The 12,820-nt window shown below is 46.8% G+C and carries 11 protein-coding genes, 6 tRNA genes and 1 pseudogene; 14 read left to right on the top strand and 4 right to left on the bottom strand.

Going from position 1 to position 12,820, the window contains the following annotated elements; translation table 11 throughout:
* The 6 genes from MBEAL2_RS27280 to MBEAL2_RS27305 all read left to right on the top strand — a co-directional run bounded on the left by MBEAL2_RS27280 (position 1) and on the right by MBEAL2_RS27305 (position 855).
* A tRNA-Lys gene (locus MBEAL2_RS27280) sits at positions 1 to 76 on the top strand.
* Between the two features lie 244 nt (positions 77 to 320).
* Positions 321 to 403: transfer RNA gene (locus MBEAL2_RS27285), tRNA-Leu, on the top strand.
* Between the two features lie 102 nt (positions 404 to 505).
* Positions 506 to 581, top strand: a tRNA-Gly gene (locus MBEAL2_RS27290).
* Between the two features lie 27 nt (positions 582 to 608).
* Positions 609 to 685 (top strand) — tRNA-Arg (locus MBEAL2_RS27295).
* 7 nt (positions 686 to 692) lie between these two features.
* A tRNA-Pro gene (locus MBEAL2_RS27300) sits at positions 693 to 769 on the top strand.
* A 12-nt stretch (positions 770 to 781) separates the two neighbouring features.
* Positions 782 to 855 (top strand) — tRNA-Gly (locus MBEAL2_RS27305).
* A gap of 82 nt (positions 856 to 937) precedes the next feature.
* Here the strand turns inward: MBEAL2_RS27305 and MBEAL2_RS27310 are convergent.
* The 4 genes and pseudogenes from MBEAL2_RS27310 to MBEAL2_RS34245 all read right to left on the bottom strand — a co-directional run.
* Positions 938 to 1,444 (bottom strand): GNAT family N-acetyltransferase, encoded by a 507-nt coding sequence (locus MBEAL2_RS27310; RefSeq protein WP_152667952.1) that lies wholly within the window; start codon positions 1,442 to 1,444, stop codon positions 938 to 940.
* 174 nt (positions 1,445 to 1,618) lie between these two features.
* A complete protein-coding gene (locus tag MBEAL2_RS27315) occupies positions 1,619 to 3,139 on the bottom strand; it encodes an ABC transporter permease/substrate-binding protein (protein WP_047155371.1) in 1,521 nt (506 codons plus the stop codon).
* Positions 3,139 to 3,726 (bottom strand): CBS domain-containing protein, encoded by a 588-nt coding sequence (locus tag MBEAL2_RS34240; protein ID WP_369405545.1) that lies wholly within the window; start codon positions 3,724 to 3,726, stop codon positions 3,139 to 3,141. The genes MBEAL2_RS27315 and MBEAL2_RS34240 overlap by 1 nt, the downstream gene beginning before the upstream one ends.
* A gap of 45 nt (positions 3,727 to 3,771) precedes the next feature.
* Positions 3,772 to 4,202, bottom strand: a pseudogene (locus tag MBEAL2_RS34245) (ATP-binding cassette domain-containing protein); the annotation flags it as partial.
* Between the two features lie 209 nt (positions 4,203 to 4,411).
* On the opposite strand from MBEAL2_RS34245, the gene rocF reads away from it, so the two are divergent.
* The 8 genes from rocF to glmS all read left to right on the top strand — a co-directional run bounded on the left by rocF (position 4,412) and on the right by glmS (position 12,615).
* On the top strand, positions 4,412 to 5,311 hold the full coding sequence (gene rocF / locus MBEAL2_RS27325; RefSeq protein ID WP_047155372.1) for an arginase: 900 nt from the start codon (positions 4,412 to 4,414) through the stop codon (positions 5,309 to 5,311).
* A 110-nt stretch (positions 5,312 to 5,421) separates the two neighbouring features.
* Positions 5,422 to 5,985 (top strand): RNA polymerase sigma factor SigW, encoded by a 564-nt coding sequence (gene sigW, locus MBEAL2_RS27330; protein WP_047155365.1) that lies wholly within the window; start codon positions 5,422 to 5,424, stop codon positions 5,983 to 5,985.
* 23 nt (positions 5,986 to 6,008) lie between these two features.
* On the top strand, positions 6,009 to 6,620 hold the full coding sequence (locus MBEAL2_RS27335; RefSeq protein WP_047155366.1) for an anti-sigma factor family protein: 612 nt from the start codon (positions 6,009 to 6,011) through the stop codon (positions 6,618 to 6,620).
* A 166-nt stretch (positions 6,621 to 6,786) separates the two neighbouring features.
* On the top strand, positions 6,787 to 7,605 hold the full coding sequence (gene cdaA, locus MBEAL2_RS27340; RefSeq protein ID WP_047155367.1) for a diadenylate cyclase CdaA: 819 nt from the start codon (positions 6,787 to 6,789) through the stop codon (positions 7,603 to 7,605).
* Positions 7,598 to 8,902 carry a CdaR family protein gene (locus tag MBEAL2_RS27345; RefSeq protein WP_047155368.1) on the top strand — a complete coding sequence of 435 codons (1,305 nt, stop codon included), beginning with the start codon at positions 7,598 to 7,600 and terminating at the stop codon, positions 8,900 to 8,902. The genes cdaA and MBEAL2_RS27345 overlap by 8 nt, the downstream gene beginning before the upstream one ends.
* A gap of 17 nt (positions 8,903 to 8,919) precedes the next feature.
* The gene (gene glmM, locus MBEAL2_RS27350) at positions 8,920 to 10,269 is read left to right on the top strand and encodes a phosphoglucosamine mutase (protein WP_047155369.1); all 1,350 of its coding nucleotides are present in this window, start codon (positions 8,920 to 8,922) and stop codon (positions 10,267 to 10,269) included.
* A 252-nt stretch (positions 10,270 to 10,521) separates the two neighbouring features.
* Positions 10,522 to 10,698, top strand: a complete 177-nt coding sequence (locus MBEAL2_RS32135) for a hypothetical protein (protein ID WP_161798315.1) — start codon at positions 10,522 to 10,524, stop codon at positions 10,696 to 10,698.
* Between the two features lie 114 nt (positions 10,699 to 10,812).
* Positions 10,813 to 12,615, top strand: coding sequence for a glutamine--fructose-6-phosphate transaminase (isomerizing) (gene glmS, locus MBEAL2_RS27355; RefSeq protein WP_047155370.1), 1,803 nt, complete (start codon positions 10,813 to 10,815; stop codon positions 12,613 to 12,615).
* The last annotated feature ends 205 nt before the right edge of the window (positions 12,616 to 12,820 follow it).

The following is a 12,820-nucleotide window of genomic DNA, read 5'->3' on the forward strand; positions in this document are numbered from 1 at the left end:
GAGCCATTAGCTCAGTTGGTAGAGCACCTGACTTTTAATCAGGGTGTCACTGGTTCGAGTCCAGTATGGCTCACCATTTATATGGAAAACATACCATGATTAAAGGCAAACAATCGTACCTTTCATCACTTTGGACTCTCACCAGAGAGGAAGTTCTGCTAAAAGCAGGCACATCCTGTGCCTAACGCAGAACCTCGCGCGTCGTGCGCTTCGGAGTCCAGTATGGCTCACCATATATTACCCACAAAAGTGAAGCAGATGCTTCGTAGCTTATTCCTAATACTTTTGCGGGGCCCGAAAGGGACAATAATTATTCATGTGCGGGTGTGGCGGAATTGGCAGACGCACTAGACTTAGGATCTAGCGCTTCGGCGTGGGGGTTCAAGTCCCTCCACCCGCACCATCTATCTTCATCTGTACGACGTCGAATCAGCTTCCTTGTTCAGAGGAAATCAGTAGTACCCGTTGAGGGTGCACCATATTTTTTTAACAAAACACAAAAGATGCGGACATAGCTCAGTTGGTAGAGCACGACCTTGCCAAGGTCGGGGTCGCGAGTTCGAGTCTCGTTGTCCGCTCCATTTTTTTAACCAAAAAATAAATAAGATGTGCCCGTAGCTCAATCGGATAGAGTGTCTGACTACGAATCAGAAGGTTGGGAGTTCGAGTCTCTCCGGGCACGCCATGGTTATCGGGAAGTGGCTCAGCTTGGTAGAGCACCTGGTTTGGGACCAGGGGGTCGCAGGTTCAAATCCTGTCTTCCCGACCATCATTTCATTAAGCGGGTGTAGTTCAATGGTAGAACATCAGCCTTCCAAGCTGAATACGTGGGTTCGATTCCCATCACCCGCTCCATTATTATTTATCGAAGGACGCCATGATGGCGTTTTTTTGTTATAGAAAAGTATATCATGTCCGCAATGTTTTTCTCTTTGTACTAAAAAGACTTGTAATAAAAAACGCTTGCATGCAGTTCCCCACTGGCTGACCTGGCATACTCAGGGATCCGTCCCGATTCAACGAAACCTATTGAAGTATAGAGGTGATTAGAGGGGTCTCCTTCTCTTGTATCAAGGATCAAAAGAGATCTGCCTTCTAGTTTTGCTCTTTTTTCAGCTTCTTGCATTAATGAACGACCAATTCCATTACATCTAAAATCAGGATGTGTCATTAATTTTCCAATTTCCGCTCTATGACTACCGTTCTGCTTCGTGGATAAATGCAACTGAACACTTCCGACTACCTCATCGTTTATTCTAGCTATAAATAGAATCACTTCAGGTCTTAATACGGTTTCCCAATACTTCCTTGCCTCTGAGCGTTCCATTGGTGGCAGAAAACCAATGGACGCACCATCCTCTACTACCTTTACCAGAAGCTCCGAAAGCTTATCAATATGTTCTCCAATTGATTTTAATTCTTCAATTTTCACATCACTAAACAAAACAACCACCTCAATTTGGCATGATATCTACCTAATATAGACGAAGGAAATTTTTTGTACAACAAATATAGTAAATATTATAACAAACAATTTATTGAACATTACAGCCCTAACATAGCCGCATTAATAAAAAAGCGAGGGGATTTATTTCTCCCTCGCTTTTTTCGAACATCACTATTTACCGAGCAGACCGTTCTTCTCCAGGTATTCTCTAGCCACTGTTCCTGCATCTTCCTTCTTATAATCCACTCTGTAATTCATTTCCTGCATTTCTTCATCCGTTATTTTCCCCGCAAGCCGATTTAATACACCTTCTAACTCCGGATATTTCTGCAGTGTTTCTGTGCGGAGCAGCGGAGCCCCCTGGTAAGGCGGAAACAAATTTTTATCGTCTTTCAGCGTTACAAGATGATACTCAATCATATATCCATCCGTTGAGTAGGCGTCAATAAGATTCACCTGGCCGGATTCAAGGGCTTTGGCGCGCAGGCCAGCATCCATTGTTTTAATGTTGGGAAGGGTTAAACCGTACATTTTTTTAACACCCTGGTAGCCATCTTCCCGGTCCTTAAATTCAAACGTAAAGCCGGCGTTAATTTTTTCTGCATAAGGTTTTAAATCAGAAATGGTTTTTACATTCAGCTGTTTCGCCATACCTTGCTTCATGGCAAGCGCATATGTATTGTTGTATTTCATCGGGGACAGAAGCGTTAAGTTAAGCTTTTGTGCTAATTGCTGCCTCGCCTGCTGATATACTTCATCAGAATTATTGCTCACTGCCTTTTCTTTAAGAAGGCTCACGATTGCCGTTCCGGTAAATTCAGGATACAGGTCGATGTCCCCTTTCTGCAGTGCATTGAACAAAAAGTCCGTTCCTCCCAAATTAGGCTTTAATTCCACCGTAAGATTGGTGTTGCTTTCGATTAGCTGCTTATACATCTCGATTAGGATAAGAGGTTCTGCACCTAACTTGCCTCCTAGTACAAGATCCGCTTTGTCCCCTTTTGTAAACAGCGGGGAGACAATAACAACAAGTGCGATAACTACGATGGCGGCCATTGGTTTGAATGAAGAGCGAAGAGACTGTTTCTCCGTAACGCGCAGAATGATATCAAAGAAAATGGCCAGCAAAGCGGCAGGAATGGCGCCTAATAAAATATAAGCATTGTCTGCCCGTTGGATGCCCGTTAGAATTAAATCCCCCAGGCCACCGGCCCCGATAAGAGCCGCCAGTGTAGCCGTCCCTACAATGAGAACCATAGCGGTTCGTACCCCCGCCATAATGGTTGGCATGGCAAGCGGAAGTTCTACTTTGCGGAGGCGCCGAAATGAACCCATGCCCATTCCTGTCGCAGCTTCAAGCAAGGATGGGTCCACTCCTGTAATTCCAGTGTATGTATTCCGTAAGATTGGAAGTAACGCATAGGCAGTGAGTGCGATGACGGCCGGAAACGTGCCGATTCCAATGAGAGGAATCATAAAGCCGAGCAAAGCCAGACTCGGAATTGTCTGCAAAACGGCGGTAACGCCAATAATGTATTCTGCCGCCTTTTTTCGTCTTGTTAAATAAATGCCAAGGGGCAGGGCTATGATAACGGCAAACAGGAGAGAAACTAAAGAAATCCATAAGTGCTGCCATATTGTTGCCAGAAGAATGTCTTTATTTTTTTCGATGAGTAAAAGAATGGAATGAATCAACGGGTGCCGACCTCCTGCCTGTTTTTAGAAGCGAGATAGGCCACGATATTTTTATAAGAGAGTACGCCTTGAATCTTCCCGTGTTTTATAACTGGCAGTGCGTCTTTGTTGTACTTTTCCATAATGGAAAGGGCGTCATGCAGCCTCATATCGTTTTGCAGAACAGGAGGATTATGTACCAATTCGCCGCCTATCCACTCCCCGGCAAGCTTTCCTTCTTCATCTTCTGCAAAAAGAGGAGAAACAGCCGGTATTTGATTTTGCTTGAATGCGGACCATGAAACCAGATGGGGACTATGTGGATCACACAGCACATCCACAGCCGTTAGCCAGGGTGTTTTCCTGTCGCCAATAAAATCCTGGACAAATGGATTGGCAGGATGAAGAATTAGATTTTGCGGTATGTCCAGCTGAACGATTTCTCCCGCTCTCATCAGACAGACCCGGTCTCCCAGTGCCATCGCTTCATCAATATCGTGGGTAACAAATACAATCGTCTTCTTAATGTCCAGCTGCAGCTTTTGAATGTCCTGCTGGAGCTGTTCCCTGCTTATCGGGTCCAGAGCACTGAATGGCTCGTCCATAAGGATGATTTCCGGGTCACCCGCCAGTGCACGCACAACGCCGACGCGCTGCTGCTGGCCGCCGGAAAGTTCCGCAGGCTTACGTTCCCTGTATATTCCCGGAGCAAGTCCGACCATGTCCAGAAGCTCATTAATCCGTTCATCTGTTTGTTTTTTCTTCCATCCCTTCATCTCAGGGACAATGGCGATATTCTCGGCTATCGTCATGTGGGGAAAAAGGGCAATTTGCTGCAGCACATACCCGATATTCCAGCGCAGCCCTGTACATTGTACGTGCGAATATCACGGCCCCCAATGGTGATCGTTCCTTGTGTTGGCTCAATCAGGCGGTTTATCATTTTCATGGTCGTTGTTTTCCCACAGCCGCTTGGCCCGATTAAAACAAATAGCTCTCCCTTCTCAATTGTAAAATCAAGTGAATGAACCGCCTTTGTTCCGTCTTCGTACTGCTTAGAAACTGAAGAAAATGTAATCACTAGACACCCCGCTTCTTCCCGGTTATAAACGTTATTTTTTACCCGATTTTGTAAATAGCTAAACAGCTTCCTTTTTCTTCTTTATTGTTTCTGAATCCTTCGCTGTGTATAACCATTCATAAAACTGTCGAGTTGAGTCATTGGTCTTAAGAAGGATAAAATAAGAGTATCTTGATAAAAGGAAGGGCTTACATATTATGAATCCAAACATTAACTCAAATATATCTATTCTTGGGGTGCCGATGGACCTTGGAGCGGATCGTCGCGGCGTCGACATGGGGCCGAGCGCCATTCGGTATGCCGGTGTTACAGAACGATTAGAAAAAATTGGCTACCAGGTGCACGATCAGGGAGATCTCGTTGTTCGCCGTCCTGAGAAGTACAGTACGCCTGGAACAAATCTGAAGTATCTAGATGAAATTGTTCAAGTCAGCACTGAACTTGCAGATGCTGTAGCAAGCGAAATGAAAAAAGGGCATTTCCCCCTCATCCTTGGCGGTGATCATAGTATCGCCATTGGAACGATTGCCGGGGTACTCCAGTATAAGCCAAATACTGGAATCATCTGGTATGACGCGCACGGAGATTTAAATACAGCCGAGACATCGCCTTCGGGGAACATTCACGGCATGCCGCTTGCTGTTAGCCTTGGTTATGGGCATGAGAGATTGACTTCGATCGGAGGAGCCGATCTAAAGGTTAAGCCGGAGAATGTTGTTATTATCGGAGCGCGTTCACTGGATCCGGGCGAGCGTGATTTTATTAGAAAACTTGGCATTAAAGTCTTTACGATGCATGAAATCGACCGTCTGGGAATGACGCAGGTAATGGAAGAGGTACTCAAAATTGTAACGGATGGTACGGACGGTGTCCACTTAAGCCTTGATCTTGACGGCCTTGATCCCCATGACTGTCCGGGAGTCGGGACGCCTGTGATCGGAGGGATTAGCTACCGTGAAAGCCACCTCGCTATGGAAATTCTCGCGGAAGCCAATGTGGTAACAAGCGCCGAGTTCGTTGAGGTCAACCCCATTCTTGACAACATGAATCAAACAGCTACTGTAGCCGTTGCTTTAATGGGTTCCTTATTTGGAGAAAAATTACTATAATAGTGGAGAAGGAAGAGAGGAAAGGGCGACCTTTTCTCTTTTTTTTGAAACCAAAGCGGTACGCTTTTCGTACATAAGATACAGGAAACTGATTTTAGGGATGTGGAGTAATGGAACTTACTGAGCAGCGGATTATCCAGCGTGCCCAAAAAGGTGATCGCGCCGCTTTTTCAGAACTTGTGGATTTGTATAAAGACAAGGTATACCATATCTCCTACCGTATGCTTGGCAACAGGCAGGAGGCGGAGGATGTAGCTCAGGAGACATTTTTGCGCGTATATGCAAACCTGGATAACTACGATCCACAATATAAATTTTCCACCTGGATATACCGGATTGCCTCAAATCTCAGCATCGATGCAATTAGAAAAAGAAAGAAAAATCTCTCCCTTGATGCAGAAATTACTGGAGCAGATGGAGCTGTGTGGCATGACCGCCTTGCGGACACGGGAAAGGGACCGGAGGAAGAACTGCTTACTGACGAATTGCAGGAAGAAGTACAGGGCGCGATTATGGGGCTTAACCCGAAATACCGGGCCGTTATGCTGCTTCGTTATATTGAAGATTTAAGCCTGCAGGAAATCAGCGATGTGGTCGGACTCCCCATATCCACCATAAAAACCAGGATTCATCGCGGTCGTGAGGCACTGCGTAAAAAACTTCGGTTTATGTAAACAAAGAGGAAGGAGAGAAGCCTGTGACTTGCAAAGAGATTAGTCATCTTATTCACCGGTATTTGGATCAGGAAGCAAGCAGAGAAGAGGAAGCTGTGCTTCGTTCACATATCGCGGACTGTACCGCCTGCAAGCAGCATTTTTACGAATTGAAGAAGTCGATTGCTTTCGTGCAAAGCTTATCTCATACGAAAGCGCCGCTAGGCTTTACCAATAGTGTAATGTTAAACATACCTAAGGAAAAACGGAGAGTGAGCTGGCAAAGCGGCTTAAAGAGACATCCTTTCCTTGTTGCCGCCTCGTTGTTTGTTGTGCTGATGGCCGGCAGCATCATGTCCACCTGGTCGCAAGGACAAGGGCGGTTTGAGTTTTCCGCTCCTCATTCGCAACAGTTGAAGGTGGATGAAGCAAAGCATACGGTGATTGTTCCCGCCGGGCAAACCATTGAAGGAGATATTGTCGTCCGCAACGGCAACATTGAGGTGGACGGAGAAGTAAAGGGCAACGTCGTAGCGATAGACGGAGAAGTGTATATGGCTTCTACTGCCCACATTTCGGGAGATATACAGGAAATTAATAAAGCTTTAGAATGGATATGGTATAATACGAAAAGGATTGTCAGCTATCTTATGTAGAGGGTAGAATGAAGAGCGGGAAGGGCACGGAAGCACCGTGTCTTTTTTGCGTGGATGTGAAAAAAAATATATACTTGGATAGAAGAGTGCTGGGAAACGAGAAAGAGCCGTAAAGCACGCGGGCTTTCTTGCATCAACCCTCCCATCTTAAAGGGGGAACTTGCGAATGGGGGACATTACCGGAAATATTCTCAGCTATGTCACTAATGCGGTTGATATACTGATTGTTACCTATGTTATTTATAAAATGATTATTTTGCTGCGTGGAACGCGCGCGCTGCAGCTGTTTAAAGGAATTATGGTTATTGTTGTCGCGATGCTGGCCAGCTCTTACCTGCATCTTCGTACCCTCCAATGGCTTATGGATAAGGCATTTACATACGGTGTATTCGCCATCCTTATTATCTTCCAGCCGGAATTGCGCCGCGCATTGGAGCAGCTTGGACGTGGCAGCCTTTTTGCGCGAAGTTCAAATGTGGAGGAACAAACCGTAATCAATTCGGTTGAAGGGGTCGTAAAAGCCATTTTTTACATGGCCAAACGGCGAATCGGCGCTCTTATTGTTATTGAGCGGGAGACGGGATTGTCAGATTACATCGAGACCGGAATTTCATTGACAGCCAAGAGCAGTTCTGAACTGCTCATTAACATCTTTATTCCGAATACTCCGCTGCATGATGGAGCCGTGATTATGCGTAAGGATATGGTCATGGCGGCGGGGTGTTATTTGCCGTTGTCTGAAAATCCGACCATCTCAAAAGAACTGGGGACAAGGCACAGGGCAGCGATTGGATTAAGTGAAGTGTCTGATGCCCTTACTCTCGTTGTATCGGAGGAAACAGGCCAGGTGTCTGTGACGATGAATGGAGAAATCCTGCGTGACTACACAGAAGAGAGGTTAAAAAAACTTCTCATTGAAAAACTCACATCGCCAGCGAGGACCAGCACATCGATCTGGCAACGGAAGGTGAGGAACAATGGATAAGTGGTTGAATAATAACTCAATTGTAAAAGCCACCTCGCTGCTTCTTGCGATTATGCTGTGGATGGTTGTCAATAACGACCGCGCTCCCTATGTTCCGAGCGAGGGACAACAGCAAATCGCCACACGCGAGGTGGCCCTGCAGGCGCGGTACGATGAAAGAAAGTTTGTTGTTAATGCTCCTTCGGCCGTCCAGGTGGAATTGAGGGGAAGCCAGGATTTACTTGCTTTTAATTCCCTGCTCACGCCGGGTAATTATCGTGTATATATTGATTTGCGGCACTATGGCAGCGGGAAATATACCGTACCCGTTAAAATCGAAGGGGTCCCCCCCGGACTGACGGTGCAAATACAGCCGAAAAATGTTCAGGTTACGATTGAAGAACTGAAAAAGGTAGAAAAGAACATCCGGGTGACGGTTGTCGGAAAAGCCCAGGGAGCCTACAAAACCGGGGAACCTGTCATTAACCCGCAAACAGTAACGGTTACCGTTCCGGAAAGCCGGGTAAAAGACATTGTTTTGATCCAAGCGCTGGTTAATGTGGAAGAAGCGAATGGGCCGATTGATATGACGGTTCCGCTCCGAGCGCTTGATCGACAGGGCCGGCCTATTAATGCAACAATCATACCCGAGGTTGCTGAAGTGAAAATCCCAATTGTGGAATTGCCATTTAAGGTCGTTCCGTTGAAGATTATAAGGAAAGGCGCCCCACCCCCAGGGTATAAGGTAGACTCTATCACGGCTCAACCTGCCCAGGTTACAGTGTACGGGCCGCCGGAAGAGCTTGCCGGACTGCAGTATTACCCGCTCGTCGTTGATGTAAGCAAAATAAACCAATCATCTACGGTAAGGGTGGACATGCCGCTGCGGGGCGGTATTTCAAGAATTGAACCGCCGTTTGTCAGTGCAGCGGTAAGCGTGAGCCAGACAGGCGCAGCTCCACCTCCAACTGCAGCTGTTCCGGGGGACACTGCTCCACCTCAAACGGCAAAAGCGAGAATGACGGAGGAAGTCCCAATTAAAGTGAACGGGCTTGCAGAAGGAAAGGCGATTGAGTTTACAGGACCTGCAGCCGGGAAGATTAAACTGGAACTGGAAGGTACCGAGGAAGCATTGGCCGGCATGGATAGAAGCGCCTTGCAAGCTTCCATTGATGTTAGCAATAAACCGGCCGGAGAGTATACTGTTGATGTAAAGGTGGGCGTTCCACCCAGTGTCAGCCTTATAAACTCGCCGGATAACTTACGAGCGACAGTCGTTATTAAGGAAGCTGTTAGTAATGCACAGGCAAAGTCCTGAGAGGAGAGTTAAAAGTCATGGGTAAGTATTTTGGAACTGATGGTGTAAGAGGGGTTGCCAACACTGAATTAACGCCTGAGCTGGCATATAAATTAGGCCGCTACGGCGGATATGTTGTAACACGTGAAAGCAAGAATGAGAAACCGAAAGTGGTTGTCGGGCGGGACACGCGCATCTCGGGTCCGATGCTTGAGCGGGCGATTATTGCCGGGCTGCAGTCGATTGGAGCAGAAGTGGTGCGCCTCGGCGTTATTTCTACGCCTGGAGTCGCTTATCTTACTCGCGCCCTCGATGCGGATGCCGGAATTATGATTTCCGCCTCCCACAATCCATTTGAAGATAACGGGATTAAATTTTTCGGCGGCGACGGATTTAAGCTGCTTGATGAAAAAGAATTGGAAATCGAAAAGCTGCTTGATGAGGCGACGGATGAGCTGCCGCGCCCAACCGGTGCGGCGCTCGGAACGGTTCTTAACTATAAAGAGGGGGCGCAGAAATACCTCCAGTTCCTAAAAGGAACCGTTGTGAACCGGTTTGACAATATAAAAGTTATCGTGGATTGTGCGAACGGCGCAGCCTCCTCACTCGCCTCCCAATTGTTTGCCGATATGGAAGCCGATGTGATTACAATGGCCTGCAATCCGGATGGGATTAATATTAACCAGGGCTGCGGCTCTACCCATCCTGAGAACCTTCAGAAAGCGGTTGTTGAACATCAGGCGGCGCTGGGCCTCGCCTTTGATGGGGATGCGGACCGGTTAATTGCGGTCGATGAAAACGGAAATCTGGTGGATGGAGACTTCATTATGGCGATGTGTGCGATGTCATGGAAGAAGCGCGGCAAGCTGAAAAAGGACACCGTCGTTTCAACCATCATGAGCAACATTGGATTCTACAAGGCGCTGGAGAGCGCAGGCCTGGAAACAAAACAAACAGCCGTTGGTGACCGTTATGTCATGGAGGAGATGCTGCAGGGCGGTTATAACCTTGGTGGAGAGCAATCAGGGCATATTATCTTCCTCGATTACAATACAACCGGAGATGGCCTGCTTACGGCGCTCCAGTTGCTCGATGTACTTATCGAAGAACAGAAGCCATTATCTGAACTGGCCGCTGCTACGATGAGAAAATACCCGCAGCTTCTTATTAATGTTCGCGTCGTGGATAAATCAAAGCTGACAGGCAACATTGCAATTAAGGCGGCAATCGAAGAGGTGGAAGAAAAGCTCGGCACCAATGGCCGGGTGCTTGTCCGCCCTTCCGGTACGGAGCCGATCGTTCGCGTTATGGCGGAAGGTCCAGATCAAGCGGTATTAACCGGGTATGTAGACCGGATTGTTGAAGTTGTAAAGAAAGAGCTTGTTTAATCAAGAACGAGAAGGCAGGGGCTTTCCAGCAGCCCCCTGCCTTTTTTCTTGCATTATGCACTCTTTTTTGCGCGAGTACGTAAAATATATTGTATTTTTTACCGCATATTTACTGTTGTAGGTTAGGTATGTTTGTGGTAATGTATCCATATTGAAGGAAAGGCGGTGGATAATTAAGGGAATCACCATAAATGGGACATATGCAGAATAAAGCAGAGAAGCGCCAGGACCATTCCACGGACGGAAACAGGAATGGTTGACGAGGTGGAGGTTTATCGAAATTTCGGCGGATACCTCCCGGCAGTGGCCGCTGCCGCAGGGCTGTTCAACAAAACGTCAGGGAGACCTGCCGCACAAAAGGACAGCACGGTCCATACGATTCAAAGAAAGGTTTCAAAGGAGCCTTATTCGGGTATGTATAAAAAGTGATATTGAGAAACTAAACTAACGGACAATGGTATGACGGGGGATACACCCTGTCGAATTTAATAAAGAAGATCGGTGTGTGTCCCCTGTTCAGATGAAAGGGGTATCTAAACAATTATGTGTGGAATCGTCGGATATATCGGAGATAAAGATACAAAAGAAATTTTACTGCGCGGTCTAGAGAAATTAGAATATAGAGGATACGACTCGGCCGGGATTGCGGTATTAAATGACGAAGGCGTTCATGTATTTAAAGAAAAAGGACGAATTGCCGCTCTTCGTGAAATTGTTGATCCTGCCAGTGAAGGAAGCATCGGTATTGGACATACCCGCTGGGCAACCCATGGGGTCCCGAACCGTGTGAATGCGCACCCTCATCAGAGTTCAACCTCACGCTTTACACTTGTCCATAATGGTGTCATTGAGAACTATGAACAATTAAAGCGTGAATTCTTATCGGGGCACGAATTTATAAGTGAAACCGATACAGAAGTTATCGTGCAAATGATTGAGAAATTTACGGAGGAAGGCCTTTCTGTCGAAGAAGCTTTCCGCAAAGCACTGCAGCAATTAAAAGGCTCGTATGCCATTGCCCTGTTAGATAAACAAGATCAAGATACCATTTATGTTGCGAAAAATAAAAGCCCGCTTCTTGTGGGTGTTGGTGAAGATTGCAATGTGGTGGCCAGTGACGCCATGGCTATGCTTCAAGTAACCGATCAGTTCCTTGAACTGATGGATAAAGAAATGGTTATCGTCACAAAGGAAAGTACTACCATCAAGGATCTGGACGGCAATGTAATTGCCAGACAGCCGTACACTGCTGAAATCGATGCAAGCGATATTGAAAAAGGCACCTACCCGCATTACATGCTGAAGGAAATCGACGAGCAGCCGTTTGTTATCCGCAAAATCATCCAGAACTATCAGGATGAGAGCGGTAAGCTTAAGCTCGATGAATCGATTCGCAAGGCAATGAAAGAAGCGGACCGCCTTTATATTGTAGCCAGCGGAACGAGCTACCATGCCGGTCTTATCGGGAAACAGTTCATTGAAAAAATGGCAAAAATCCCGGTAGAGGTTCATATCGGCAGTGAGTTTGCTTACAACATGCCGCTCTTAAGCGAGAATCCGCTGTTTATCTTTATCTCCCAGAGCGGGGAGACGGCAGACAGCCGTGCGGTGCTTGTACAGATTAAGAAGCTTGGCTACAAAGCCCTTACGATTACAAACGTTCCAGGTTCTACGCTGTCACGTGAGGCTGATTTCACGCTTCCGCTGTATGCCGGACCGGAAATTGCGGTAGCATCAACAAAGGCTTATACAGCCCAGCTGGCAGTCCTTGCGATTCTTGCGGTGGATGTGGCGCAGTCCAAAGGGATTACGCTTGAATTTAATCCGTTGAAAGAGCTTGCCATTGTGGCAAACGCTATGGAAACAATGTGTGACAGCAAGGAAGAGATGACGAAAATCGCGGATGAGTACCTGTCCGCTCACCGTAACAGCTTTTTCCTTGGAAGAGGCGTTGACTTCTATGTATGCCTTGAGGGCGCACTGAAGTTGAAGGAAATCTCATATATCCAGGCGGAAGGGTTTGCCGGTGGCGAGCTGAAGCATGGACCGATTGCCCTGATCGAAACAGATACGCCGGTTGTTGCGCTGGCAACGCAGGAGAATGTGAATTTGAGCATTCGCGGAAATGTGAAGGAAGTTGTAGCCCGTGGAGCGAATCCTTGCATTATCAGCATGAAAGGGCTGGAGGCGGAAGGCGACCGCTTTGTGATTCCGGCAGTTCATGAGCTGCTTGCTCCGCTTGTGTCTGTGGTTCCGCTGCAGTTGATTTCGTACTATGCAGCGCTGCACCGTGGATGTGACGTGGATAAGCCGAGGAATTTGGCGAAGTCGGTTACGGTTGAGTAATAAAGTAAGTAATTATCGGAGGATTTGTTGAAAGACAAAAAAGTTGCATACTGAGTTTAATGGTTACCAAGTGTTAAAAGATAACTAATTTAATTATTTGGTTCAATGATTATATAAATGGAAAAAGCATGGTGTATATTAACACCATGCTTTTTCTTATGAAAAACACTTTCCTATAGTAATGAATTTTTTGCCTCAACAGGTG

The organism is Aneurinibacillus tyrosinisolvens (genome assembly GCF_001015055.1).
Lineage (GTDB): Bacteria > Bacillota > Bacilli > Aneurinibacillales > Aneurinibacillaceae > Aneurinibacillus_A > Aneurinibacillus_A tyrosinisolvens.